Raw genomic sequence first — 24,683 nt, 5'->3', positions numbered from 1 at the left:
ACTTCGGCGTAGGGTGTTTTACCATGATAATGGTTTGCACGCGCATTGAGACTTTGAACTTTACGAAGTGCTGTGGATGCTTCGTCCGCTTCGAACAGAACCCACGACGAAGATGGTATGGCCAAGGCCACGGTATTTACGGAATAAGGTGGTTTAACGAATTAATGTTTATATACCGTAGGTTGGTTTGTGAGTTATATCAGGAGAGAAACAACTGGGATTTATCCCACGGAGATAAAGGTGGTAGGTTAATTGAAGTAACTATTACCCACCCCCTGCCCTCCCGCCAAAGCGGGAGGATAAAGTAGAAGCAAGAAAGGCAAACGATATTTATGAATTTTAGCGAAAAAAGAAAGTTCAAGTGAAAGATATTCTAAACACAAACCTTCGAACCTCTTCTAACATCTAAAGTCTAATATCTAACGTCTCTTAGTAGAAGAAACACTTAACACTAAATAGAACTAACGACATGAATTTTGACCTGATAGTTATAGGTAGCGGTCCTGGAGGCTATGTGGCAGCCATCCGCGCGAGCCAGCTGGGCATGAAGGTGGCCGTTGTTGAACGTGCCGAACTTGGTGGCATCTGCCTAAACTGGGGATGTATCCCAACCAAGGCGCTGCTTAAGAGCGCATCGGTGTACGAGTACGCCCAACACGCAGCCGAGTACGGCGTGGTGGTTGAGGGTGCCATCAAACCCGACTTTGCGGCAATCGTAGCCCGCAGTCGTGGCGTGGCCGACAGCATGAGCAAGGGCATTCAGTTCCTTTTCAAAAAGAATAAGGTTGAGGTGATAGAGGGCTTCGGCAAGCTGGTTGCCCCACACCAGGTAGAGGTTACCGCAGCCGATGGCACCGTAACCAAGGTTGAGGCTAACCACATCATCCTGGCAACGGGCGCACGCAGCCGCGAGCTTGCGAACCTGCCCATCGATGGCGAGAAGATCATCGGATACCGTCAGGCGATGACGCTTGCCAAGCAGCCAGAGTCGATGGTGGTGGTAGGTTCGGGCGCCATTGGTAGCGAGTTCGCCTACTTCTACAACGCCATCGGAACAAAGGTGACGCTGGTGGAGTTCCTTCCTAACGTAGTTCCATTGGAGGATGAGGAGGTGTCGAAGCAGCTCGAGCGCTCGTTCAAAAAGGCGGGCATCAAGGTGATGACCAACAGCGAGGTGCTTTCGGTGGATACTACCGGCGAGCGGTGCTCGGTGATCATCAAAACAAAGAAGGGCGAAGAGACCGTTGAGGCCGACATCGTTCTATCGGCAGTGGGTATTGCCACCAACCTCGAAGGCTTGGGCCTTGAGGAGGTAGGCGTGGCCAACGAGCGCGGCAAGGTGGTGGTGGACGAGTTCTACCGCACCAACATCGAGGACGTGTACGCCATTGGCGATATCGTGGCCGGACCAGCCCTTGCCCACGTGGCATCGGCCGAGGGTATCTGCTGCGTGGAGAAGATTGCCGGCTTGGACGTGCATGCGATTGACTATAGCATCATCCCCGGATGTACCTACACCACGCCCGAGGTGGCATCGGTGGGACTATCCGAAAAGAAGGCCATCGAGGCTGGATACGAGGTGAAGGTGGGCAAGTTCCCATTTACGGCTTCGGGCAAGGCGACAGCTGCCGGCGCTAGGGATGGCTTCGTGAAGGTGATCTTCGATGCCAAGGATGGCAAGCTGCTGGGCGCCCACCTGATCGGTGCCAACGTTACCGAGATGGTGGCCGAGATGGTGCTGGCCCAAAACCTGGGGGCTACCGGTCACCAGATTATCAAGGCGATCCACCCCCACCCTACCATGAGCGAGGCTATCATGGAGGCGGCTGCGGCAGCCTACGGTGAGGTGATTCACATCTAGACGTTAGATGTTAGATATTAGATTTTAGACGCCTTTTTACCACAAAGGACGCTAAGGATAACACGAAGGGCGCTGAGATTTTTTCTCGGGGCCCTTCCTTTTTAGATGCAAGTGTTGAGATATTAGATGTTAGACGTTAGATATTAGATTCTCTTTTACCACAAAGGGCACGGAGGATGGCACAAAGGGCACGGAGATTTTTTCTCGGGGCCCTTCGTTTTTAGATGCAAGTGTTGAGAGATTAGATATTAGACGTTAGATGTTTTTTTAGGCGCGAAGGGGCAGAAAGTGGATAAGGGTAATAATGGATACGAAGAGAAGAAGCTCGGCGCAGGAGCAAATGTGTAAAGCGCAGGAGCGATTGTGTAAGCCGCAGGTCTGATTGTGTAAGTCGCAGGTGCCGATGTGCAAGTCGCAGGTGCCGATGTGTAAGTCGCAGGTGCCAATGTGTAAACCACAGGTGTGAATGTGTAAGCCGCAGGTGTGATTGTGTAAACCACAGGTCCGATTGTGCAAGTCGCAGGTGCGATTGTGTAAGCCGCAGGTGCCGATGTGTAAGTCGCAGGTGTGATTGTGTAAAGCAACGGAGCCAATGTGTAAAGCGACGGAGCCAATGTGCTTAAAAACGAAGCGAAGGCTACGTTTTAGGTAACCTCCGCTCTAAAACATGAAGCGTATGCTTCTATAAGGACGGGCAATGAGTAAACAAATTCACGATCATTTTACGGTGCGAAACTCGAGCGAGGAGATACGCTTGAACTCTGCGCTGGTAGCACCGAAGAGCGACTTAACGTAGGCCTTAGCGCTTAGGGCCACATCAACCAGCCCGGTGCTGGTGGTGTAGAGCTCGGCGTTGCGGTTGGCACGTGCGGCATCGAGGGCGTAGCTGGTGGTGTTGCACTCGTCGTTAACCTTACGGAGCTCGGCAGCATAGGCCTTTAGGGCCTCCACCTTTAGCTCGGGCTCGTTGGGCTTATACTCGGGGATGTTGGCCAGCGCCTCCACGAAGCGGTCGAAGTTATCGACCTGGCTATCGTAGCTGCGCTGCGATGTGGACACCTTCTTGACCTTAACGGCAGGTCCAGCGGCAGGCGCAGGAGCCTCCTTGCTGGTAGACCCTTTGGGCGCACGGGTGTTCAGTATCTTTCGGGCAATGGTAGCTACGGCAGCATCGGTGTTGTCGTCCGATGGCGAGGCGCGAAGGGAGTTGAGCCCGCGGGTTATCGTTGAGTTGAAGGGTACGAAGGCCGTCTCGCGCTTATTGGTAGCGTTGGCGTACTGAATGGAAGCGGTGTTAACGGCGTTGATGGATGTACGGGCCGACTCCTTCTTGGCCTTTAGCGCGGCAAGAATGGTTGAAGGATTCGAGGGGTTGTACGTAGCGCCAAAAGAGGCAATTCCATCGATTAAGCTGCTGAAGTTATCCACGTTCTTGGCGTGGCCTGTTTCGGAGGTGCTTGCCATAATAATTATTTTTTAAAGTTTAGCATTTGGTCTGAAACGGCCTAAAACTAGAAGTTTTAATTAACACAACCAAAGAATTGCACAACTTTTTTTAGCTGCACAATAAGTTTTTTTTCTGGTATATGCCTCTGGTAGCGTATAAAGGTGTTTTAGGCTGAACTTTTTTTAAGCTTATGGGTGCTAATGGTGGGGGAAAGTGGGTATATTTGGGGGCGGTTTCTGCTAGTTGCGGTCAGAAGACCGCTTTTTAGTAAAGACGAAGTTGCAGACTTCGCCTAGCCTTGAAAAGGTTTAAAACTAAGGCTAGCAGAGTTTACCCCTAGCAAGGAGTTTTCATTTTTAACTAGAAACACGAAATCAAAAACATGACTAAATTAAAAATTAGAAAGATAGAATCTACACCCGAAGAAATTATCTCAAGAATTGATAAAATCATTGAAATATCAGAACAAATTCCCAACAGAGTGTACCTAGGAACATCCCTAAAAGAAATATGGAGTACACTTGGCATAAAAGAATTAGAATTTGGGGAATTGCGTTTTGAAAATAAAGAATTATTTGATGAATTATTTGAGATACACACCACACAGTATAGCGACGCTACAAAAACAATATTTAGAAGATCATTTTTAAGTAAAATCAAATAAACTTATTTGTCTGTGGTTTCTGCGGTGCTAACCGCAATATATAATCACTATATTAAATGAAACTATGCTTTGCTAATCCTCATCAAGCCCTTATTGTGAGTTAAGCAGAGCCCTAATGAATAAGTATAAATCGAAGTTTGCAAGAAAACAATAAACACAGTTAGAATGCCTAAAAATTTACCATCTCCAAAACAATCTAGCAAAATAGATATCAAAGATATTCATCAAACACTATGGAAATGTAGAGATTTTGAACTTACATCATTATGGCAACGATCTATATTTTTAACTACACTTTTAGTGTTATGTTATACTGGATATGGATTTCTAATTTCAGCAATAGTAAATAAACAAGAAACGAATATAGTAATAATTAATGCTATAAAAAATTCATCACAAGTTCAAGATTCAAAGAGTCTCATATTATTACATACCTCGGCCTTTTTTTTATCTATTATTTGAATTCTATTTTCATGCTTATGGATAGCAATGGCAAAAGGTTCTAAAGCATGGTACGAGAGATATGAGAAAACTATATATGCATTTGAAATGGATTATAGAAATATTGAAAATAGAGCAAAGCCTTATGCAGCATTTCAAGGCTATGATATGGTAAAAGAAAAAGATAGGGCAGACGTTAACTCATCTCTGTTTTCCATGAATGGAGGAGCATACTCTCCTTCCAAAATAAATATTGCAATTGGACAGATATCTGCCTCAATATATTTAATAACATGTATTGTACATACAGTGTCACTATTTCAAATATTCAATACTTTTAGTGTAAACTACGTCTTAAATTCAAATTATTTTGTAATAAATTCAATTTTAATATTTACTCCAATATTAATCATTACTCTATTATTAATATGGCATTGCGGTTGGCTCAAGAGTTCATGTATTGAAGAAGAAGATAATATATTAGACTTTACTCCGATAGAAACAAAGGTGGATAACGAAAGTAGTAACAAGGAAGAGATTGACAGATTAAAGTCTAACTACTACCACGCATATATTAGAGTGCTAAAATTCATAAAAGAAGCACCAGATGGCACCATTATCCTTACTGCGGATAAAAAAGAACTCAAAGTAACATCAGCGCTTTTTAATATGTTAACATACTTGATAGATGAGCAGAATAGACTGTTTAAAAAAAACAAAAATAAGAATAGGGTTAGCAACGATACGATTAGTCCAATTATCAACTTTAGAATGAAAAGCCATGATGATATCTCAATTAAAAAACTGAATAAAATTTACAATCTGGCAAATAAGTGGTTTTAATCTGCGTCTACTAAGAATTCTGCTATGCTAAAATACAAATTAAAAATTCTGTTTGGCCCTCCGCTAGTCGTAGCATATAAGCACGAGGCTCGGCGGAATTTACAATTCCGCCGAACTTAAATAGAGGTCTTAGTCCGCAGCAAAACGTAAGCATTAACAATTACACACACCGCCATGAGAAAAAGCACAAGCGCCTTCGAATGGGTAAAGGCGAGAATATGGATTCTACTACTAATAGGGTTGATGGTAATGAATTTCTGCTACCTGCTTGGCCGAGAGGGGAGCTTTAGCGAGGCCGCAAAGGCGGGGGTAAAAATGCTGCTGATATACCTTCCGATGCTGGCGTCCGTTTGGTTTTCATCGTATAGGCAGAGGCACCACAAGTAATAGAGGTTGAAGTAACCAACGATAAAAGGAGACCTGATGACGAAGCTGAGCATTGTTACACCCAATAGGAAGATCATTACCATTAGGATGGCATTTTTTGTACTAACGATAGCGCCAATTATTTTATCGGTTGTATTGAATATTGAATCCAGCTTTTATACTAATGTTTTTAATTCTACTTCATTTCTTTTCCTTTTAATCTGGCTATACACCATTTACGTTGTAAAGCCGTTTAGCGTAATTGGCAGCGTAGAGTTTCACACTAGCTACTTGACTACTATAATTCCTGCAAATGGTACTAGCGAAACAATAGCATATTCAGACATTACCCAGCTTGCATTTTACCATAATGAGACAAAAGGCGATAGCTATAGTGGGGCTTATGTTGGTGTTGGTGCACTAAGAACAAAGGATGGAATAAACAACTACATAGACATCAATGGAAGGCGCTATCAGGTGGAAATAGAATCAAAAGCAAAGTTATTTTTAATGCGAAACACCATAGAGATGCTGCAAAGTAAAGGGGTAAATGCAGAGATTTATAAGTAAGCACCTCGCTCCTACAACCATGTCCTCTGGCCTGATACAAGAATGGGCGGAGGCGGCAGAAAACAAAAGCGGAGGCGGAGCCTCATAGCCGTCAGCCCAAGAAGAAAAAGATTCTGCTAGCAGTATTGTATGCTCTAGTACGACCCGTATCGGGTCGGTATGGTTGCCAAGCTTCGATCTACAAACCTTAAATCCCTCTGGGATTTTTCGAACGAAAGCATAATGCCAGAGGCATTAAAGGTTTGTAGATAGGTGGATCATCATGGAATCACGACTCCGGAGGAGTCATTAAACCTTAGCCTGACGGCTATGAGCGCCCTCGCTCCGCTCCTTCGGCCAAGGCATCAGTCCTAATATAAAAAAGGCTGGAGACCGTAGAAAGCAAAAGCGGAGGCGGAGCCTAACACTTAGCAAAGCTTTGGATGCGTTTTTACGTTCGGTTGGGGCTAAAGCTTTGCATAGGATTACCTACATTTGCACCTCCTAAAAATATATTACCTACAAAATGAAAAGATTCATAATCGTTCCGCTAATGCTGGCATTTACCATTTCGGCCTTAGGGCAATCGTCGAAGCTAACCGTTGGGGTAGAATCAACCACCACCATCACATCAATGCGCGGTAGCGATCCTAACGGCATCTTTACAAGCCAAATGGGCTTCGGAAGCGGGATCACCGCCAGCTACAGCATTCTTCCGCATCTTGCGATTAGCACAGGACTTGGTTTTGAGAGGAAGGGTAGAAAAATGAAAGATATCTCGTATATGGATGACGAAGGAAATAAAGTAGCAACCAACGATCAGCGCTTCAACTTCGACTACCTCGTACTTCCCATTAAAGCTTCATTTCAGACAGGTGGAAAAATCAAAGGGTACATCAACGGAGGCCTTTTTGTGGGATACCTGCTAAAGTACTCGGAGGATTGGGATGGTGAAGATGTTCAGCCACTAGCTACGAACAGCGACTTTAAGCGAATCGATGGAGGCTTGACGGTGGGGGTTGGAGCTTTAATCCCTATCTATAAAAGGTTAATACTCGACGTTGGGGGTGTGGAGAACTTGGGACTATGCAACATTGCGGACAACAGCCTTAAGACAAACTCGGTAGGGTTGCTTGTAGGTCTTAAGTATTCCTTATAGAAAAGATGGGCTAACCTCGGCGAGTGGTGAGTCCTTGCTCCGCTCCTACAACCAAGGCCTATGTCCTGATACAAGAATGGGCGGAGGCCGCAGTAAACAAAAGCGTAGGCTCCGCCTACGCTTAGCAGAGGAAAAGGGTGCTTACGCAAAGCTGAGGGCTTAGGCAAAACCTCAACACAAAGCTACCGACAACAACAAGTATTCATAATAAATAGAAAACTTACACTATGAGAAAAGCAGACGTTTACGAGCTAGGGGTAAAGCTATTTGGCATTTACCTGCTCTTTAAAGCCATCGACCTTACACGTGAGGTGCTTAGCTACCTTGTAATCCTTACAAAGAGCAGCGAAATGATGGACACTCCCGCACAGACTGGCATATTCTGGATCAGCGTGCTTAACCTAGCCATAGTAGCCCTGGTTAGCTACCTATTTGTTTTTAGAACAAGGGCGGTAGCCAAGCACATCTGCAGCACTGCCGACTACGAGGAAAGCGCAAAGCTATCGACCGAAAAGCGCACCATCTACGAGATTGCCCTAACCCTAATGGGGCTGGTGGTTATCGTTTGGTTTCTACCCGACTTGGGGGTTAAGCTCAAATACCTGGCAACGCCTAAGCCCATGGGGATGCCTTGGATGGCTAACGATTGGGATGCCGTAGTGGCGCTAGGGGTAAAGGTGGTAGTTGCCTTCCTTGCCATCTGCTACTCGCGGACAATTGCCGGATTTCTGACCAAAGGGGGGAAATAGCAGGTGGAGCCTTCATGGACTTACCCCACAGTAAACCGCAAGCATATAGACAAGCAATAATGAAGCGCAGCCCAAGGGGGTGCGCTTCACTTTTTTGCTACCTGCTAATCGTAGAGTTGTAGCACAAGAATCAGCAAAGCTTTGAGCATTGTTGAAGGAAATAGTGTCTTAGCAGCAAGCCGGATCAGAGATTTCTCTTTTTTTAGGAGCTGCAGGTAAACTCATCCGTATTCACCCCCAACCCCCTAAAGGGGGCTACAGCGCAGCACGTATCGTAACCAGAAGCCGAATAGGAGTTCGAAATTCCCCATGATGGTTGAGCTGCGCGAAGTCCCCTTTAGGGGATTTAGGGGTGAATTCAACGTTTAGCATATCCAAAAAGTGAAACGAGCATGAATGCAGTAATTCAGCAAAGTTGATGAAAGACTGCGATGCGAGTTGCATGTGACCACTAAAAAGACAATTACTTTCACATGAAATCCATGCAAATCGAATGCTTTGTTTTTCTTGATTTTTACGAAACAGGTTTCTATATTTGGAAACCTATTCGCACATAACCAGTTTAACCTATGGAGAAACCGATTGAAGCCATTTTCCTACCGCAAGCGGAACGTTTCGTGGATAGGCTAGACGAGAAATCGAGGCGCAAGTTCTTTCAGGCAATTCGAAAAACGAAGGAAAGGTTAATTGGCCAATGGTTTACTAAACTGAAGGACAGCGATGGGATCTACGAGTTTCGCATCGACGAAAGCGGTAAATTTTACAGGCTGTTCGCATTTTGGGATACCAAAGGCGAAAAGGAAAGCCTGATAGTAAGCACCCATGGTATAGCCAAGAAATCCAACAAAACACCGAAGGAAGCAATACTAAAGGCCGAACAAATTAAGAAGGCATACTTTAAGGAGAAGAGGCTAGAGGAAGAGCGCAAAAACAGAAAAAAGCAATAATCCATGGAAAAGAAGAAGTACACCACCCTAGAAGAATTGGAGGATAAGTACGTTGGTGAAGCCGGCACCCCCGAAAGAGAGCAATACGAGTTTGAGCTTAGCATGGAGATTCTTGGTGAAAAGCTCAAGAAGATGAGACTGGAAAGGAATCTCACGCAGGAGCAGCTGGGGAAACTTATTGGCGTACAGAAGGCACAAATCTCGAAGCTGGAAAATGGAGCCAGCAGCGCAACGGTTGCAACAATAACCAAAGTTTTTAAAGCATTAAAGGCAAAGGTTAAGCTGCAGATAGAGATCGATGATGAATCGAAGATTGCAGTATCGTAAAAAGAAAGGTCTTCTGCAAGCAAGATCTCAGCCTACTGCAAAAACAGTCAAAACCCCAATAGTCGAAGGCGTATACGACCGAGTGGAGGCTCAACTCAAGCTGTAAGCTAGCCAATGCTAAAGCACAGCGACCACCAGTAGCTGCGCTTTACTTTTTTGCTACTTTTGTTTGTGGTTAAAAGAGCTACCATCTGCTGTAGCACTGATAATACCACCGGCTTTTAAGCCATAGCAAATCTCAAACAAACCGAATACTATGAAAAGATTTCTACCGTTACTTGTAGCCGCGTTCCTACTCCTAGGATGCGAAGGGCCAATGGGGCCAATGGGACCTGATGGTCCAACCGGTGCTCCCGGCGAAGGAACCAGCTGGGATGTGTCGGAATGGACCGTAAACAAATGGACGCTTAGCGGAAACGTAGATGGGAATGGCTCGTATTACTATGCCGACTTGGCTATCCCAGAGCTCACATCGTTTATTGCCAACAAAGGAAATGTATTTGTATACAAATTTACCAACGACAACGTACAAGCTCCACTACCCTACGTTACCCACAAGGCCGAAGGGAATGCCCTATGGACGGAGACATACGACTTCGACTTTACGCCAGGCTCTATAAGGGTGTACGTGCAGTACAGCGATTTCAAAACCTCCATTGTACCTCCAAGCAGCAGGTTTAGGGTGGTAATGAACTGGTAGAAATAGCATGCCTATCAATATAGAAGCGCAGCCCTAGGGTTGCGCTTTTCGTTTAGTGTTGCTTTTTCGCTTAATCAAATATCTAAAGGTCAAAATTTCTACTCCTTATCCAGCAACAGGCAAACGAAAGACTTAAAAAAGTACCTTTGCAAGCAGATTTGGGATGACATTGTAATTGTAGGTAAAATGTACAGGTGGCTGTTGCCCCCTTAGCCATTTGCATTAACTTGAATGAGGGGATATAGCAAACTGGCTAAGATTCCTCTTTTGGTCCATCAAACTTGTACCTCCGCCGCAACATTCGGTCCTCCTAAGAAAAATTTGTAAGGCTAGCAATCTATATGAATAAAGTTGGTTACTACCGGTGTGTATTCCGGTTTGTGGTGGTAGGGTTTCTTATCTTTTTCCTATTCAGAATTCTGTTTATGCTTCGATTCGGCGATTACTCGGCCATAGCGAGTAACATGGAGGTAACATGGCGCCTGCTGCTAAACGCCATTCGATTCGATGCTCAGGTTCTGGCCTACATCTTCACGCCCATATCGCTACTTATGATTTGGCTGCTGGTCTCGAAGAACGATAAGGTGCCCAACACCTTTATCTCCATCCTAAAATGGTATATCGTTATCGTATATACGCTGGTATCGCTAATTCTGATGCTCGACCAGCAGTACTACCTCAACTTTAAGACGCACTACAGCCTTGTACTGTTCGACTTCTTTAAGGAGAGCCCCTTGGTGCTAACCAAAAGCATATGGAAGGAGCATCCGGTGCTTCTGTTTTTGGGATGCATTTCAGCCATCTTTATAGGACTAAAGTACTGGTCGGACAAGATACTAAGCCGACCAACCCACCCGAACGCCAAGCGCATCATAGCCTTTGTTATCGGGTACTTTATTCTCCTGCCAATTGCCATTAGGGGGTCTGTAACCACATTCCCGTTACGCTCGGAGGATATATACATATCGGAAAACCGCGAGGTAAACGATTGCGTACCCAACGGCGTGTTTATGCTGAAAAAGGCTTTCAGCGAAGAAGGAAAACAGTTTGAGCTAGGACAGCCCCAGACAATCCTGAAAGAGGAGGGATTTAGCAACATCAACGAGGCAATAGCCACCTACTACAACATCCCGGTGCAGGAAGCGGCAAAAAAGCCACTGGAGGAGTGGATTTACAAGGTAACACCGCCGACCGCTAATGCCCGTAAGTACAACGTGGTATTTATTGTTGTGGAGAGCTGGAGTAACAAACTTATGGACTATAGCAGTCAGCACGCAAATCTGTTATGCTCCATGGAGAAGCATTTGAAGGAGGATATCCTGTTCCGCCACTTCCAATCGGCGGCCAACGGCACCATCAACACGCTAGAGACAATAACCACCAACACCCCCTACCAACCGCTATTCACCTCGAAGTATCGCTATACGCAGCTACCAACATCGATTGCCGAACCCTTCAACGAGAACGGGTATAATACGGAGTTCATTTCGGGAATAGAGCTATCGTGGAGAAACCTTTTTGAGGTGCTCCCCAACCTAAAGTTTAAGCGCGCATTAGGGAAGTACGAAATACTGCACGACTACCCCAAGGCAACATACAATAACACATGGGGAATATACGACCACGAAATGCTTCGGTGCGTTTTCGATAAGCTTAAGAAACAGCGTAAGCCCAACTTTTTTCTGTGCTTAACCTCTACCAGCCACACGCCATTTGAGTTTCCTCAGGGATATCCGCTACCTCCACTAAACCTTACACCCAAGGATATGGCGCTATACCAAGGCGAAGAGAGTTTGGTGAAGGAGTACCTTAAGGGATACCAGTACTCCAACAAAGCATTGGGCGATTTTATGACGTGGATAAAAAGTTCGCCGTTGGCCGCCAACACCATCGTAGTTATAACCGGCGACCATAACATTCGAATGATCTTGCCCTACAACAAGCCAGGCTCCGACCTGTACGAGAATTCGGTGCCGCTATATATATACCTCCCTCCTGCGCTAAAAAAGCAGGTGCAAATCGATACGGCAAAAATGGGATCGCACTACGATATAATCCCAACGCTTGCCCCCCTTGTGCTTAGCAAGGCAAAGTACTTTGCCCTCGGCCAAAATCTCTTCGATGCAAGAAAACCAAGAGAACAATACTACAGCATTAACGAGAAACAGACACTTGGAGGTAATCTACTGACATCGAAACAAGCACAAGATGTAGCACGGGCTCGAAGGGCAATGCTTAAATGCTACTTTCAAAGCCTATTTACAGAAATCAATAAACCGACAGCAAAGACAAACTTATAGCGAACCAGAATAAAAGCGCAGCCCTAGGGTTGCGCTTTGCTTTTTTTACGGAATTAGATCGCATCTTCCACAATTGGCAAACAAACTCACTACTTCCTATCGGGGATAAACTCCATAGAGATGGAGTTTACGCAGTGGCGGGTGTTGGTTTTGGTAAACCCTTCGCCCTCGAATACGTGCCCAAGGTGGGCTCCACAATGGGCACATATAATTTCGACACGCATACCATCGGCATCGGGGATTCGCTTAACGGCACCCTTAATCTCGCCGTCGAAGGCGGGCCATCCGCAGCCCGCATCAAACTTGCTCTCCGAACGGTAGAGGGGCGCACCGCAGCGCTTGCACACGTAGGTTCCCTTTTCGTAGAAGTTATCGTACTTGCCGGTAAAGGGGCGTTCGGTTGCCTTGCGAACGATTACTGCCTCTTCCTCGGGTGTTAACTTCTTTAGTTCCATCTTCTTGGTATTTTTGTGGACTGCTTTCCCTGTTTGAGCATTGGTACCTACTGCTAGTAGCGCCAATGCAATAGTCAATAGCCATTTCATGGTATTGGGTTTTGCGAATAAACAGCAGTTACACCAAAAAGATTAGCTCGCTGCAAAAGTTAACATCAACTAGGACGCACCCCTCGCGGTTGGAACCTCCTCTCTAGTGGCCATCAGGGTAAGGGTGCTGAGCTCTGCCATCAAATATGTACTATTACATCCATTCGTTGTACTATTCTCTAAAAGCGACATATTTAGCCAATCGCGCTATATATTTGAAGGGATAAGGCATGGGCAATAGCCATGCAACACGTATTCTTCAACACACATGTAATGAAAAAAATCGTACTAATGCTAGCCCTAGCAATTGCAGTGGGCAGCGGCTACGCGCAAAAGTTTGCCAACCTAGCCAAAACGCCTCCAATGGGCTGGAACAGCTGGAATAAGTTTGCCTGCAACATCGACGAGAAACTAATCCGCGAGATTGCTGACGCTATGGTAGCCAACGGCTATAAGGCAGCCGGCTACGAGTACATTGTTATCGATGATTGCTGGCACGGCCAACGCGATAGCCTTGGATTTATTCACCCCGATCCTACCCGATTCCCTTCGGGAATAAAGGCGCTAGCAGACTACGTTCACTCCAAGGGGCTAAAGTTTGGCATCTACTCCGATGCCGGAACGCAAACCTGCGGAGGGAAACCCGGCAGCCTTGGGCACGAGTACCAGGATGCCATTACCTATGCGCAATGGGGTGTAGACTACCTAAAGTACGACTGGTGCTTCACCGAGAACGTGAACTCGAAGGGGGCATATACCACCATGAGCAAGGCGCTTGCTGCTGCCGGACACCCTATCCTCTTTAGCATGTGCGAGTGGGGTACCAACAAGCCCTGGCTTTGGGCCTCCAACATAGCCCACATGTGGCGCACCACAGGCGATATCTTCAACTGCTTTGATGGTATTCAGGATCACGGAACCTACAAGTGCTGGGGAACAATGCAGATCCTCGACATGTCAGAACCGCTAAGGCAGTATGCCGCTCCTGGCCACTGGAACGACCTAGATATGCTCGAGGTTGGCAACGGCATGCCGGCCAACGAAGACCGTGCCCACTTTACCATGTGGTGCATGGTAGCATCACCCCTTATTATGGGACACGACTTGCGTAACGCCTCGGCACAAACGCAAGAAATCCTTACCAACAAGGAGGTGATTGCCGTAAGCCAAGATTCGTTAGGCATTGCCGCATTTAAGCATTCGACAAAGGACAGCATTCAGGTTTGGTGCAAACCTCTTAAGGGTGGCGATTGGGCCATCTGCTTCCTCAACAGAGGGAAGAACGCCGCCAACGTTGAATTCGACTGGAAGACCCAAGCGGTGGTGGATACCCTATCGAACACCAGCGCCAGCCTCGACAAGGTAATCTACCAGCTAAAAGATTTGTGGGCGAAGAAACCAGCAGGGACTACAAAGAGCAAGCTAAAGGCTGTCGTTCCTGGACATGATGTAGTCCTACTCCGATTGACGCCAATTAAAAAGAAGTAGTATACCTTCTTTTGCATCCTCCCTGGTAGCCGAAGAGCCATTAAAAGTATATTACCGGAGCCGAACTGCTCCTAAGCAATAATTGAGAAGGCGAAACGAGCATGATATAAAAGCGTAGGCTGCTTAGCCTACGCTTTTATTTTGAACAATGCTTGTAAGGCTACTGCTTATGCACGGCGCCCATCCCGCAATGGCGGATGCACTTGCCGCATTCAATACATTTTGCTTCGTCGATAACCGGAAGCCCATAGCCATTCTGCGATATAGCGCCAACCGGGCAGGTTGGGATAAGGGGACATCGGTGGTTCTGCGGGCATCTGCTTTTGCTAACTGTTAAAGCCATGTGATCATCTTTTTGGTTTATGCGGCAAAGCTAACGCAATACGAATAGTGGAAAGATATTTTGATGCTGTTGTTCGCCCATCGGCGAGCTGATATGCATCAACGCAGCGTGCAAACAGGCTGCTTACTTTACAAATACATATAGAAGATAAAAAGGCAGGTGTTTCTCGTAGCATAGCAGCAATAATGCTACCTTAACGCCCCCTAAAGCAATGCACAACCAACAGACAACAGACAATCACCTGTAAACAAGAACCTCCTCACAAATAGGAAGTAATCAATATAGAAAAAGATGATTTTCATGACGAAGATTGAAAAAAGTAGAGTCACACTTGTTGCAGCTTTGCTGATAGGCATACTGCTTACAAGCGGTTGCACCAAACGTATCCACATACAAACGACAACCATATCTGCAGGTACTTTTACCATGGGCTGCACAAAAAATGAGAAGGGATGCTACGAAAATGAGGCAAAGCACCAGGTAACCGTGAGCGCTTTTAAGATGAGTCAGCATGAGATAACCAACGCTGCATTCGCCAAATTCCTAAATACGAAAGGAGTTGGCCGCGATGGAAAGTATGCTGCGGGCTCCTACCCAACGCAAACGCTAATATGCACGAGCTCGGGCATTCAGGATTGGGGGCTACACTATATAAACGATCAATGGGTACCAGCCGCTGGCTTCGAAAATCATCCCGTGGTATTTGTATCATGGTACGGCGCAGCCGAATTCGCCACCTATGTAGGGGGAAGGCTACCAACCGAAGCCGAATGGGAATATGCCTGCCGTGCAGGAACCTCTACACCATTTAGCACGGGCTACTGCCTAAGCAGTACGCAGGCCAACTACGACTGCAAGTACCCTTACGACTCCTGCTCTAATACGAATACCACCGCATCCTACACCAAAAGTCCGCAGCCAGTAGGCAGCTATCCGCCCAATAGGTGGGGGTTGTACGACATGCATGGTAACGTATGGGAGTGGTGTGGAGATTGGTACAAATCCTACGGCATTGCCGAACAAATAGACCCTACAGGGCCAGCGGAGGCAACAGCGCTAGCGTCGAAGGTTCTCCGCGGAAGCAGCTGGATCTTTTCGGCGACTTACAGCCGAAGTGCACGCCGCGACTATCGCAGCCCAAGCGGCAGTGGCGATGATATCGGCTTCCGAGTCGTTTTCCCCTTGTCTGAAAAAATAGGAAATGAATCCAAAAAGAAGGGACAGAAAGTGATTTCAGGTTCCTTCTATGTTTGCTACAATTCTCCCTTAACGGCTTTTACTACCTCGAAGATGCTTTGGGAGATTTCGCCGCTTGATGCATGGATTTTCACCTCTGGCATTTCGAGATGGTTCTTAGCCACATACTCTGCGAGCCATTCAGCGCAATCAACCGTACTTTTCTCAACATAGGTTTCTAAATCTCGCCCAACATCACGGCTTAGGTGCAGCGTAGAGATGGCGCCATCGAATGATACCAGGCTGGGAAATGCTCCACGATGGTAGTATCCGCTAATGTTAGCGGTAAACTCTTCGAAGCTGCGAACCACCAACCAACCTTGCTCGAGGTAAACCTCGTCGTGGTTGTAGTAGTAGAGATCTTCGGGATCGCGGTAGTCATCTAAAAGAACTTTGTATGTTTTCATTCTGCAGCCTATGGTTTCTGATAAGAGATGTTCAATGCTATACGCTTTAAGAATTGCAAAAGTAGCACTAGTATTTGTATAGAGTCTCGTAATAGCAACATTTTATCTTTCATTATGATGATCTCCAAAAAACATCGCAACATCGTGCTTGATTAATTACATAATTCAGTTAATTTGGTGGTCGACAAAACTAGCAAACCTATGAAAACAAATGTTTGGACATTACCCACCCGAATATTCCACTGGTACTTAGCAGCAGGCTGCGTGCTGGCATACCTTCTAAGCGATTACACCCAAACCCATGCTGCAATTGGGCTGAGCATAGGCACGCTCCTACTCTTTCGGTTGATTTGGGGCATTACAGGTCCTCGCTACTCCCGATTTAAGGACTTTCCCATCTCACCCAAAAAGGTAATTCACTTTATAAAGAACATCAAAGCTGAAGAACACCTCTATACGGGGCATAATCCTGCAGCAGCTACCATTATGCTGCTTATTATCCTTACAGGTATTTGCGTAGCAGCAACAGGTCTGCTCACAGCGCTGTCTGATGATACCGATTTCTTTGGACCAGCCCGCTTCTCCAACTTCGAAGGTCACCTCGAACTGCATGAGACCTTTATAACGATACTAATGATTCTAGTTGGAACGCATATTATCGGTCTAGCCACAAGCTTCTACACGGAAAAGAACGCCAAAACAATATTTTCAATGTTCTCTGGGACAAAAAGGCTTCCCGGAATAAATGCCAACCTAAACCTGTGGCAAAGAGCATCTGCCGTTATTGCAGGTGTAGCAACCATATCTGTGTTGGTTTACGTGCTTAGCCTATAAGGAGACACGAGTATCAAGACACAAGAATCAAGATTTTGCTGTAATTCTTATCGTAAAGGGTAACATATAATAAAGAATAACTTCCTTGTGTTTCGGTTTAGCGTATTCAAAAAAGGGAAGCCTTAATAAACCCTTTTATTGTTAATCACTACAAATCAGCATGCCAAGATTTTTAAAAGGGGGCTACCTTTGCCCCTAAACATCTCAAAAGCATGATTTACGGCCTATTCATCATCTTCCTATACCTAACGATAGGAAATTTGATTAGCAGCATGATCGATGGCTTTATTCCTGGAAGTGTGATTGGAATGCTTCTCCTTTTTGCCTCATTGCTCCTTAAAATCGTAAAAGCAGATAAAATCCGTCCAACAGCCAATACATTAACTCAAAACATGTCGCTGTTTTTCCTGCCAGCAGGAGTTGGAATTGTTACGGCAACTGCCATTTTAGAGGAATACTGGGCTTCGATTTTGCTATCGAGCATTATTAGCACCGTGCTGGTTATTATTACTGTAGGTTGGATTCAACAAAAGATGGAGAAATGGAAACTGTAAAAGAGTTATTCGCCTCGCAGGCCTTTGTACTTGGTTTTGTGCTCGGAATTTACACCTTTAGCTTATGGCTATTCCGCAAAACCAAGATAAGCCTACTCCATCCGCTACTTACCAGCATACTGCTGATTATAGTTATTCTGAAGATATTTGGAGTTGAGTACAAGACCTTCGAAAAAGGCTCCGACATCGTCAACTTTATGCTAGGGCCCACCGTTGTTGCCCTCGGAGTTACCCTATACGATCAGGTTACCCATATTAAAGGAAATCTGTTTTCTATCCTTACATCAATTTTTGTTGGGGCTATAGTAGGTATTGCCAGCGTTACCGCAGTATTGTATGCGATGGGCGCAAACAAAGCCCTCGTGGCAACGCTCCAGCCCAAATCGGTTACTACGCCAATTGCCATGAGCATCTCCGAAAAGTTTGGAGGATTACCTGCACTAACCGCTGTAATTGTTGTTGCCGTTGGCATATTTGGAGGAATCGTAGGACCATTTGTACTCGATAAGATGGGTATATCTAGCAAGATTGCGCGAGGATTGGCTCTTGGAGCCGCTGCTCATGGAATGGGAACCGCCCGCGCAATGGAGCTGGGTGCCATAGAAGGAGCCATCAGCGGGCTTGCCATTGGACTAATGGGCGCAGCTACAGCGCTGCTTGTCCCAATTATGAGGATGATAATGTAACTTTAAGATTTTAGACCATAACGCAGGAATCTATTGACACAACCTTACGAGATTCCCCTTGCTAATCAACGTTTGAAAATTTGGCCCATCAACATTCAAACCACGGCACGCCGCTCCTCTAAGCGACAATCAATTTAACGCCGGCCTCCTCAATCTTCTTGACAAAAGCAGAACTAATGCCGCTATCGGTAATAATGATATCAACAGCGTCGATGTCGCAAATCTTGCCAAACCCTTTGCGCCCGAACTTCGATGAGTCGGCAACCACGATTATTCGTTGAGCAGCTTTTATCATCTTTTGATTAAGGTGAGCCTCAAGCATATTGGTGGTAGTCAAACCAAATTCTAAATCGATACCATCAACTCCCAAGAAAAGCTTATTGCAGGCAAAGTCGTTAAGCATCTTTTCGGCATAAGGCCCCACGGCAGAGAAGGAGCTCTTTCGCACCACACCACCAAGCATCACAATTTCCAAATCCTTATGCCCCAGCAGCGATTCTGCAACATTCAGCGCTGCAGTAAGCACCGTAAGCTTTGTGTAAGGATCGATAGCACGAGCAACCTCTAGCACCGTAGTGCCCGAAGCTATAATAATCGAATCTTCTGGCTTAATGAACTCTACAGCCTTCTGAGCGATTTGCCGCTTTTCATCTACATGAATGCGCTCCTTTATATTAACAGGACTATCGTTTACGTAAGGATCGAAGTGGCTTGCACTGCCATGAGCACGAAACAAAAGCTTCTTCTCCTCCAAGAATTTCAAATCCTTTCGAATAGTTACAGCCGAAACTTTCAGTTCTTCACTTAAGTCTACAACCGAAACCGTTCCTTCCTTAAGCACCTTATCAAGAATAAACTTATGTCGATCAGTGATTTTCATACAAACAGATTACTTTTTTCTCAGCACATCAAATATAACACTTTCCTTTTCAAAAAAAATCTTTATCTCTTTTTACGATCTTTTCTTTCGTTTTGTTTTGTTTTTCATTTTTTATTCTTTCATTTGCAACTGTAGTCGAAACTTTACGTAAGGTCTAAAGCACAAGTTCGAAACCAATTCGGAACACAACAAAAAGGAGAAACAAAAATAAAGCAACCATGAGAAGAGAAGAACAGATCCATAAAATGGAGGATGCCAGCATTGTTTGGGACATAGTAGTAATCGGTGGAGGAGCAACAGGCCTAGGTACTGCGCTCGATGCAGCACTCCGAGGATTAAAAGTTTTACTAATAGAACAAGCTGACTTTACAAAGGGAACATCAAGCCGAAGCACCAAGCTAGTACACGGAGGTGTACGATACCTGGCTCAGGGCGATGTTGCGCTGGTTCTTGAGGCATTGCACGAACGTGGACTTCTACTCAAGAACGCCCCTCACCTCGTTAAGAATCAATCGTTCATCATTCCAAACTATCGTTGGTGGGAAGGTGCATTCTACACTATTGGACTTACGCTTTACGATATTCTTGCAGGAAGATTAAGCCTTGGAAGATCGGTTCATATCGGGAAAAAGAAGGCGATAAAAAATCTGCCTCTCCTTAAGCAAAGCAGCCTTTATGGCGGCGTAATCTACCACGACGGACAGTTTGACGACTCTCGCCTTGCCATCAATGTGGCTCAATCGTGCGTAGAGAACAGCGGATGCGTTGTAAACTACGTAAAGGCAACCGGATTGACAAAGGACGCCAACGGAAAAATCTCCGGCGTTGAGGTGAAGGATCTCGAAAGCAATCGAAACCATACGGTAAAGGCGAAAAGCGTTGTTAATGCAACCGGGGTATTCGTAGATTCAATCATGCAGATGGACACCCCTGAGGCTAAAGATATGGTTCGCCCAAGTCAAGGCGTACACCTTGTACTAGACAGATCGTTCCTACAAAGCGACTACGCGCTGATGATCCCAAAGACCGACGACGGTCGCGTACTCTTTGCCGTACCTTGGCATAACCAAGTGGTAGTTGGAACAACCGACACCCTTCGCGAAAAGCCAGAACTAGAACCTCAAGCCCTTGAGCAGGAAATCGAGTTCATCCTCAATACAGCTGGAAGGTATTTGACCAAGAAGCCTACACGCAAAGATGTTCTTTCTATATTCGCAGGGCTTCGTCCGCTTGCTGCACCAAAGGGTGAAGGAAAGAATACCAAAGAAATTTCGCGTAGCCATAAGGTTATTGTATCTGATAGCGGTCTGATTACCATCACCGGAGGTAAATGGACTACCTTTAGAAAGATGGCAGAAGATGCTGTAGACACCGCCATCAAAAATGTAGGATTGATAGCAAACAAATGCGTCACCACGAAGTTTAAGATACATGGATACCGACCAAACCCCGACCTTAACAACCACATGTACGTATACGGCTCGGATATGGATCAGATCCTCGATTTGGAAAAACAAAATCCCGAATTCGCTGAAAAGCTCCATCCTAACCACGAGTATCGTGCATCGGAAGTTGTTTGGGCGGTACGCAGCGAAATGGCACGCACTGTAGAAGATGTTCTTGCCCGTAGGGTTAGAGTTCTCTTCCTCAACGCAAAGCTAAGCATCGAGATGGCGCCTAAGGTTGCACAAATCATGGCAAAGGAGCTGGGTAAAGACCAGCAGTGGATTGACGAGCAAGTAATTGCATACACAAAACTAGCAAATGGGTTTATTGTGAGATAGTAACAACCAATATATAAAACGCACTTAACCATGAGCAAGACAACAGAAAAGTACATCTTAGCCCTAGACCAAGGTACAACCAGTTCCAGGGCAATTATTTTCGAACATTCGGGCGAAATTAAGGCAGTATCGCAAAAGCCTTTTGAGCAAATCTTCCCCAAACCTGGCTGGGTTGAGCACGACCCAAACGAGATTTGGTACACCCAGGCATCGGTTGCAGCCGAAGCTATCGCTAAGGCAGGACTTAATGGTACCGACATCGCGGCAATTGGTATTACCAACCAACGTGAAACTACCATTGTATGGGACCGCGAAACCGGGCTACCTATATATAATGCGATTGTCTGGCAGGATAGACGTACCGCAAAGTACTGCGACGAGCTAAAAGAGCAAGGCTTAGCTGCGAAGATCCAGGAAAAAACGGGGCTAGTTCTTGATGCCTACTTTTCTGCCACTAAGGTTAAGTGGATTCTCGACAACATCGACGGAGCACGCTCGAGAGCCGAAAAGGGCAAGCTCTGCTTCGGCACGGTGGACAGCTGGCTGATATGGAAATTCACCCAAGGTAAGGAGCACCTAACCGACGTAACCAACGCTAGCCGGACCCTGCTATTCAACATCAACACGATGCAGTGGGATAAGGAGCTGATGGAGCTGTTTACCATTCCAGAAAGCATGTTACCCGAGGTTAAGTCGTGTAGCGAGGTGTACTGCGAGACAGCAACCACCCTTTTTGCAACACATATTCCTATTGCAGGTATTGCCGGCGACCAGCAGGCAGCTCTTTTCGGACAGCTTTGCCTACACGAAGGTATGGCAAAGAACACCTACGGAACCGGCTGCTTCCTGATGATGAACACCGGAAGCACCCCTGTAAAATCGAAAAACAACCTACTCACCACCGTTGCATGGAAGATTAACGGACAAACCACCTACGCCCTCGAAGGTAGCGTATTCGTAGGTGGTGCAGCCATCCAGTGGCTTCGCGACGGTGCAAAACTCATCAAAAACGCTTCGGAAACAGAGGCAATGGCTACCAGCGTAGAGGATAACGGAGGCGTATACTTTGTTCCTGCACTTACCGGACTTGGCGCTCCCTACTGGGATCAGTACGCCCGCGGAACCATGGTGGGCATCACCCGCGGCACCTCGCGCGAGCACATGGTACGCGCAGCGCTAGAGGCTATTGACTTCCAAGTTTACGATGTACTAGAGGCTATGGAGCACGACTCGGGCAAAAAATCGCACGAGCTACGCGTTGATGGTGGCGCTGTTGCCAACAACTTCCTAATGCAGTTCCAAGCAGACATCTTTAAAGGCAAGGTTATCCGTCCGAAAGTACTAGAAACAACCGCACTTGGAGCAGCCTACTTGGCTGGTCTTGCAGTCGGCTTCTGGAATAGCACCGACGACCTGCAAAAGCAGTGGTCTATCGATAAGGTATTCGAGCCCAAAATGGAAAAGACTCGCGTAGAGAAGTACCTTAAGCAGTGGCACAAGGCCGTTGAGCGCGCTCAGAGCTGGATTGACCAGAACGAAGAATAGCAGAGTGCTTGCTGAGTATTTATAATTATAGGATTGCAGCCCGATAAACAACACCTAAAAAAGGGCTGCAATCCCTTTCAAATCTAACTTTTTAATTTCGAGAACATGAACGCATTTACCGCAGAATTCTTAGGCACCATGCTCCTTATTTTAATGGGTTGTGGAGTAGTTGCCAACGTCATCCTAAAGGGAACAAAAGGCAATGGAAGTGGCTGGATTGTAATAACCACAGGATGGGCATTGGGCGTATTTATCGGCGTTACCGTTGCCGGTCCCTATAGCGGAGCCCACCTCAACCCTGCCGTAACTATCTCCCTAGCCATCGCCGGCAAGTTTGCATGGGCAAGTGTACCAGCTTACATCGGAGCACAAATGCTAGGTGCCGCTACTGGTGCCTTCCTGATATGGCTATCCTACAACGATCACTTCAACCAAACGGAAGATAAGGCAACCAAGCTAGCCGTATTCAGCACGGGTCCTGCCATCCGCAACTATCCGCTCAACTTCATCTGCGAGGTTATCGGAACATTTGCGCTGCTGTTTGTCATCCTATTCTTCACGGATGCTAAGATTCAGGATGCCACTGGTACAACAATCGGTTTAGGCTCGCTAGGTGCTATTCCTGTAGCATTCCTGGTTTGGGTAATTGGCCTTTCGCTAGGTGGAACTACCGGCTACGCCATCAACCCAGCGCGCGACCTTGGCCCACGTATCATGCACGCCATCCTTCCTATGAAGAATAAGGGAGGTAGCGATTGGGCATACTCTTGGATTCCTGTTATTGCGCCTATTACAGGTGGAACGCTAGCAGCAGCTTTATACCTGTTCTTGGTATAGCGAACAATATAATGGGTGGGTAAACCTGACAGGTTTTGAAAACCTGTCAGGTCTAATAAACCGACATTTTACCACCATCCACCAAAGACCTCGGCTTTTGAATGCAGATTTTCACACGACAAACATTAACCCTATGAGACTATTTAAATCGACCATACTAGCGGTAGGAATGCTATCGGCATTCCCGTTCGCACAAGCACAAGATACGCCTGCGAAGGGCTCGATCGACATGCACCTTCAGGTTAAGAACATGCACCTTTGGAGAGGCTACGCCGTTACCGATGCACCAATGACCGCGCTCGATGTTGCCTACGTTTGCCCATCGAAGGCCTTTAAGATTGGCGTTTGGGGTGGTGAAGGATTTAACGGCGACTACCGCGAATTCGACTACTACCTTGCCTACAACAAGAGTGGCTTTAAGTTCGAGGTGTGGGACATCTTTAACTTCTCGCCTGGCTTGCCCTCCAAGCTGTTCGACTACGACCAAAAGACGACCAGCCACTTTATCGACGTAACCCTCGGGTACCAGTTTGGCAAGTCGTTTCCGCTATACCTCTCGGCCAGCACCATCATATACGGCAGAGACTTGGAGACAACTCCTAGCAACCTACCCGGCGTAGGACCACAATACGGCGACAACCGCTATTCGACCTACGCGTATGCTGAGTACCCCGTTTACAGCTACAACGGCTACGACATGAAGCTGTACCTGGGCGGCGCATTTGCCCTTGCCGGACAAACGCAGAACTTCTACGGCTCCAAGTCCAACATCGTAGCCACCGGCTTTGTGGTATCGAAAAACCTGACCATCGGCGACTACACCGTTCCGGTATCGGCCACTGCACTATGGAACCCCGAGCTCAACAGCGGGAATATCCAGCTAGCGGTGAACCTGTTCTAGCATTTTCTGATGTAAGCCTTTTTATATTTTATTCATAGAGCCAGATGCCGGGAGGTTTCTGGCTTTTTTTTGCGTTTGTTGGAATCTGGCATCGGTTACATGTTTTTGGGTGTCGGTTACAGTAGTTGACCCTCCGGTTACTAGTTTTTGAGCATCGGTTACCAAGTTTTGGCAGCTAGTTACCTTGGTTTACCCATCAGTTACCAAGTTTTGGGAGTCGGTTACCATGGTTTACCCACCAGTTACCAGGTTTGGGGCGTCGGTTACGGTAACTGGGCACAAAAAAGTGG

At 46.3% G+C, this 24,683-nt stretch carries 23 protein-coding genes and 2 pseudogenes; 20 read left to right on the top strand and 5 right to left on the bottom strand.

Annotated features, from left to right (window positions below; translation table 11 throughout):
* Positions 1 to 469: 469 nt before the first annotated feature.
* The gene (gene lpdA, locus ACHZA1_RS12985; RefSeq protein ID WP_320052297.1) at positions 470 to 1,861 is read left to right on the top strand and encodes a dihydrolipoyl dehydrogenase; all 1,392 of its coding nucleotides are present in this window, start codon (positions 470 to 472) and stop codon (positions 1,859 to 1,861) included.
* Positions 1,862 to 2,578: 717 nt separating this feature from the next.
* On the opposite strand, the gene ACHZA1_RS12980 is transcribed toward lpdA, so the two are convergent.
* Entirely contained in the window at positions 2,579 to 3,325 is a 747-nt protein-coding gene (locus ACHZA1_RS12980) for a hypothetical protein (RefSeq protein WP_320052296.1), read from the bottom strand.
* 365 nt (positions 3,326 to 3,690) lie between these two features.
* Between ACHZA1_RS12980 and ACHZA1_RS12975 the strand changes: the two genes are divergently transcribed.
* The 10 genes from ACHZA1_RS12975 to ACHZA1_RS12930 all read left to right on the top strand — a co-directional run bounded on the left by ACHZA1_RS12975 (position 3,691) and on the right by ACHZA1_RS12930 (position 12,353).
* Positions 3,691 to 3,972: a hypothetical protein gene (locus ACHZA1_RS12975; protein ID WP_320052295.1), complete on the top strand. Its 282-nt coding sequence runs from the start codon at positions 3,691 to 3,693 to the stop codon at positions 3,970 to 3,972.
* A gap of 489 nt (positions 3,973 to 4,461) precedes the next feature.
* Entirely contained in the window at positions 4,462 to 5,256 is a 795-nt protein-coding gene (locus tag ACHZA1_RS12970) for a hypothetical protein (RefSeq protein WP_320052294.1), read from the top strand.
* 174 nt (positions 5,257 to 5,430) lie between these two features.
* Positions 5,431 to 5,643, top strand: a complete 213-nt coding sequence (locus tag ACHZA1_RS12965; protein WP_320052293.1) for a hypothetical protein — start codon at positions 5,431 to 5,433, stop codon at positions 5,641 to 5,643.
* Between the two features lie 36 nt (positions 5,644 to 5,679).
* On the top strand, positions 5,680 to 6,192 hold the full coding sequence (locus ACHZA1_RS12960) for a hypothetical protein (RefSeq protein WP_320052292.1): 513 nt from the start codon (positions 5,680 to 5,682) through the stop codon (positions 6,190 to 6,192).
* A 505-nt stretch (positions 6,193 to 6,697) separates the two neighbouring features.
* Positions 6,698 to 7,330 carry a porin family protein gene (locus tag ACHZA1_RS12955; RefSeq protein WP_320052291.1) on the top strand — a complete coding sequence of 211 codons (633 nt, stop codon included), beginning with the start codon at positions 6,698 to 6,700 and terminating at the stop codon, positions 7,328 to 7,330.
* Positions 7,331 to 7,557: 227 nt separating this feature from the next.
* Positions 7,558 to 8,079, top strand: a complete 522-nt coding sequence (locus ACHZA1_RS12950) for a hypothetical protein (protein WP_320052290.1) — start codon at positions 7,558 to 7,560, stop codon at positions 8,077 to 8,079.
* 569 nt (positions 8,080 to 8,648) lie between these two features.
* The gene (locus ACHZA1_RS12945; protein WP_320052289.1) at positions 8,649 to 9,026 is read left to right on the top strand and encodes a type II toxin-antitoxin system RelE/ParE family toxin; all 378 of its coding nucleotides are present in this window, start codon (positions 8,649 to 8,651) and stop codon (positions 9,024 to 9,026) included.
* A gap of 3 nt (positions 9,027 to 9,029) precedes the next feature.
* Entirely contained in the window at positions 9,030 to 9,353 is a 324-nt protein-coding gene (locus ACHZA1_RS12940) for a helix-turn-helix transcriptional regulator (protein WP_320052288.1), read from the top strand.
* Between the two features lie 256 nt (positions 9,354 to 9,609).
* A complete protein-coding gene (locus ACHZA1_RS12935) occupies positions 9,610 to 10,053 on the top strand; it encodes a hypothetical protein (RefSeq protein ID WP_320052287.1) in 444 nt (147 codons plus the stop codon).
* A 341-nt stretch (positions 10,054 to 10,394) separates the two neighbouring features.
* Entirely contained in the window at positions 10,395 to 12,353 is a 1,959-nt protein-coding gene (locus tag ACHZA1_RS12930; protein ID WP_320052286.1) for a sulfatase-like hydrolase/transferase, read from the top strand.
* 101 nt (positions 12,354 to 12,454) lie between these two features.
* On the opposite strand, the pseudogene ACHZA1_RS12925 reads toward ACHZA1_RS12930, so the two are convergent.
* Positions 12,455 to 12,808 (bottom strand): annotated as a pseudogene (locus tag ACHZA1_RS12925) (methionine-R-sulfoxide reductase); the annotation flags it as partial.
* Positions 12,809 to 13,171: 363 nt separating this feature from the next.
* Between ACHZA1_RS12925 and ACHZA1_RS12920 the strand changes: the two are divergent.
* The gene (locus tag ACHZA1_RS12920; RefSeq protein ID WP_320052285.1) at positions 13,172 to 14,386 is read left to right on the top strand and encodes a glycoside hydrolase family 27 protein; all 1,215 of its coding nucleotides are present in this window, start codon (positions 13,172 to 13,174) and stop codon (positions 14,384 to 14,386) included.
* Positions 14,387 to 14,546: 160 nt separating this feature from the next.
* Here the strand turns inward: ACHZA1_RS12920 and ACHZA1_RS12915 are convergent, their stop codons facing one another.
* Positions 14,547 to 14,729, bottom strand: a complete 183-nt coding sequence (locus tag ACHZA1_RS12915) for a 4Fe-4S binding protein (protein WP_320052284.1) — start codon at positions 14,727 to 14,729, stop codon at positions 14,547 to 14,549.
* Positions 14,730 to 15,020: 291 nt separating this feature from the next.
* Between ACHZA1_RS12915 and ACHZA1_RS12910 the strand changes: the two are divergent.
* Positions 15,021 to 15,845, top strand: a pseudogene (locus ACHZA1_RS12910) (formylglycine-generating enzyme family protein); the annotation flags it as partial.
* Between the two features lie 137 nt (positions 15,846 to 15,982).
* On the opposite strand, the gene ACHZA1_RS12905 reads toward ACHZA1_RS12910, so the two are convergent.
* Positions 15,983 to 16,372, bottom strand: coding sequence for a cyclic-phosphate processing receiver domain-containing protein (locus tag ACHZA1_RS12905; RefSeq protein WP_320052283.1), 390 nt, complete (start codon positions 16,370 to 16,372; stop codon positions 15,983 to 15,985).
* Between the two features lie 201 nt (positions 16,373 to 16,573).
* On the opposite strand from ACHZA1_RS12905, the gene ACHZA1_RS12900 reads away from it, so the two are divergent.
* The 3 genes from ACHZA1_RS12900 to ACHZA1_RS12890 all read left to right on the top strand — a co-directional run bounded on the left by ACHZA1_RS12900 (position 16,574) and on the right by ACHZA1_RS12890 (position 18,446).
* Entirely contained in the window at positions 16,574 to 17,206 is a 633-nt protein-coding gene (locus ACHZA1_RS12900; RefSeq protein WP_320052282.1) for a cytochrome b/b6 domain-containing protein, read from the top strand.
* Positions 17,207 to 17,418: 212 nt separating this feature from the next.
* Positions 17,419 to 17,760, top strand: coding sequence for a CidA/LrgA family protein (locus tag ACHZA1_RS12895; protein WP_320052281.1), 342 nt, complete (start codon positions 17,419 to 17,421; stop codon positions 17,758 to 17,760).
* Entirely contained in the window at positions 17,748 to 18,446 is a 699-nt protein-coding gene (locus ACHZA1_RS12890; RefSeq protein WP_320052280.1) for an LrgB family protein, read from the top strand. The genes ACHZA1_RS12895 and ACHZA1_RS12890 overlap by 13 nt, the downstream gene beginning before the upstream one ends.
* A gap of 118 nt (positions 18,447 to 18,564) precedes the next feature.
* Here ACHZA1_RS12890 and ACHZA1_RS12885 read toward each other — a convergent pair whose 3' ends face one another.
* The gene (locus ACHZA1_RS12885) at positions 18,565 to 19,326 is read right to left on the bottom strand and encodes a DeoR/GlpR family DNA-binding transcription regulator (RefSeq protein ID WP_320052279.1); all 762 of its coding nucleotides are present in this window, start codon (positions 19,324 to 19,326) and stop codon (positions 18,565 to 18,567) included.
* A 218-nt stretch (positions 19,327 to 19,544) separates the two neighbouring features.
* On the opposite strand from ACHZA1_RS12885, the gene ACHZA1_RS12880 reads away from it, so the two are divergent.
* The 4 genes from ACHZA1_RS12880 to ACHZA1_RS12865 all read left to right on the top strand — a co-directional run bounded on the left by ACHZA1_RS12880 (position 19,545) and on the right by ACHZA1_RS12865 (position 24,393).
* A complete protein-coding gene (locus ACHZA1_RS12880; protein WP_320052278.1) occupies positions 19,545 to 21,110 on the top strand; it encodes a glycerol-3-phosphate dehydrogenase/oxidase in 1,566 nt (521 codons plus the stop codon).
* 30 nt (positions 21,111 to 21,140) lie between these two features.
* Complete coding sequence (glpK, locus tag ACHZA1_RS12875; RefSeq protein WP_320052277.1) at positions 21,141 to 22,655, top strand: glycerol kinase GlpK; 1,515 nt, start codon at positions 21,141 to 21,143, stop codon at positions 22,653 to 22,655.
* Positions 22,656 to 22,760: 105 nt separating this feature from the next.
* Positions 22,761 to 23,492 (top strand): MIP/aquaporin family protein, encoded by a 732-nt coding sequence (locus ACHZA1_RS12870; RefSeq protein WP_320052276.1) that lies wholly within the window; start codon positions 22,761 to 22,763, stop codon positions 23,490 to 23,492.
* 133 nt (positions 23,493 to 23,625) lie between these two features.
* Positions 23,626 to 24,393, top strand: coding sequence for a hypothetical protein (locus ACHZA1_RS12865; protein WP_320052275.1), 768 nt, complete (start codon positions 23,626 to 23,628; stop codon positions 24,391 to 24,393).
* Positions 24,394 to 24,683 lie beyond the last annotated feature (290 nt).

Origin of the sequence: uncultured Acetobacteroides sp., from assembly GCF_963667355.2 — a bacterium.
Classification (GTDB): Bacteria; Bacteroidota; Bacteroidia; order Bacteroidales; family ZOR0009; genus Acetobacteroides.
Note: the sequence above shows the minus strand (reverse complement) of the source record. Positions and strands in the feature narration are given on the sequence as shown.

Excerpts from the sequence above, each read along its gene's own strand:
- lpdA (WP_320052297.1), top strand. The coding sequence starts at position 470 with ATGAATTTTGACCTGATAGTTATAGGTAGCGGTCCTGGAGGCTATGTG.
- ACHZA1_RS12980 (WP_320052296.1), bottom strand. The coding sequence starts at position 3,325 with ATGGCAAGCACCTCCGAAACAGGCCACGCCAAGAACGTGGATAACTTC.
- ACHZA1_RS12975 (WP_320052295.1), top strand. The coding sequence starts at position 3,691 with ATGACTAAATTAAAAATTAGAAAGATAGAATCTACACCCGAAGAAATT.
- ACHZA1_RS12970 (WP_320052294.1), top strand. The coding sequence starts at position 4,462 with ATGGCAAAAGGTTCTAAAGCATGGTACGAGAGATATGAGAAAACTATA.
- ACHZA1_RS12965 (WP_320052293.1), top strand. The coding sequence starts at position 5,431 with ATGAGAAAAAGCACAAGCGCCTTCGAATGGGTAAAGGCGAGAATATGG.
- ACHZA1_RS12960 (WP_320052292.1), top strand. The coding sequence starts at position 5,680 with ATGACGAAGCTGAGCATTGTTACACCCAATAGGAAGATCATTACCATT.
- ACHZA1_RS12955 (WP_320052291.1), top strand. The coding sequence starts at position 6,698 with ATGAAAAGATTCATAATCGTTCCGCTAATGCTGGCATTTACCATTTCG.
- ACHZA1_RS12950 (WP_320052290.1), top strand. The coding sequence starts at position 7,558 with ATGAGAAAAGCAGACGTTTACGAGCTAGGGGTAAAGCTATTTGGCATT.
- ACHZA1_RS12945 (WP_320052289.1), top strand. The coding sequence starts at position 8,649 with ATGGAGAAACCGATTGAAGCCATTTTCCTACCGCAAGCGGAACGTTTC.
- ACHZA1_RS12940 (WP_320052288.1), top strand. The coding sequence starts at position 9,030 with ATGGAAAAGAAGAAGTACACCACCCTAGAAGAATTGGAGGATAAGTAC.
- ACHZA1_RS12935 (WP_320052287.1), top strand. The coding sequence starts at position 9,610 with ATGAAAAGATTTCTACCGTTACTTGTAGCCGCGTTCCTACTCCTAGGA.
- ACHZA1_RS12930 (WP_320052286.1), top strand. The coding sequence starts at position 10,395 with ATGAATAAAGTTGGTTACTACCGGTGTGTATTCCGGTTTGTGGTGGTA.
- ACHZA1_RS12920 (WP_320052285.1), top strand. The coding sequence starts at position 13,172 with ATGAAAAAAATCGTACTAATGCTAGCCCTAGCAATTGCAGTGGGCAGC.
- ACHZA1_RS12915 (WP_320052284.1), bottom strand. The coding sequence starts at position 14,729 with ATGGCTTTAACAGTTAGCAAAAGCAGATGCCCGCAGAACCACCGATGT.
- ACHZA1_RS12905 (WP_320052283.1), bottom strand. The coding sequence starts at position 16,372 with ATGAAAACATACAAAGTTCTTTTAGATGACTACCGCGATCCCGAAGAT.
- ACHZA1_RS12900 (WP_320052282.1), top strand. The coding sequence starts at position 16,574 with ATGAAAACAAATGTTTGGACATTACCCACCCGAATATTCCACTGGTAC.
- ACHZA1_RS12895 (WP_320052281.1), top strand. The coding sequence starts at position 17,419 with ATGATTTACGGCCTATTCATCATCTTCCTATACCTAACGATAGGAAAT.
- ACHZA1_RS12890 (WP_320052280.1), top strand. The coding sequence starts at position 17,748 with ATGGAAACTGTAAAAGAGTTATTCGCCTCGCAGGCCTTTGTACTTGGT.
- ACHZA1_RS12885 (WP_320052279.1), bottom strand. The coding sequence starts at position 19,326 with ATGAAAATCACTGATCGACATAAGTTTATTCTTGATAAGGTGCTTAAG.
- ACHZA1_RS12880 (WP_320052278.1), top strand. The coding sequence starts at position 19,545 with ATGAGAAGAGAAGAACAGATCCATAAAATGGAGGATGCCAGCATTGTT.
- glpK (WP_320052277.1), top strand. The coding sequence starts at position 21,141 with ATGAGCAAGACAACAGAAAAGTACATCTTAGCCCTAGACCAAGGTACA.
- ACHZA1_RS12870 (WP_320052276.1), top strand. The coding sequence starts at position 22,761 with ATGAACGCATTTACCGCAGAATTCTTAGGCACCATGCTCCTTATTTTA.
- ACHZA1_RS12865 (WP_320052275.1), top strand. The coding sequence starts at position 23,626 with ATGAGACTATTTAAATCGACCATACTAGCGGTAGGAATGCTATCGGCA.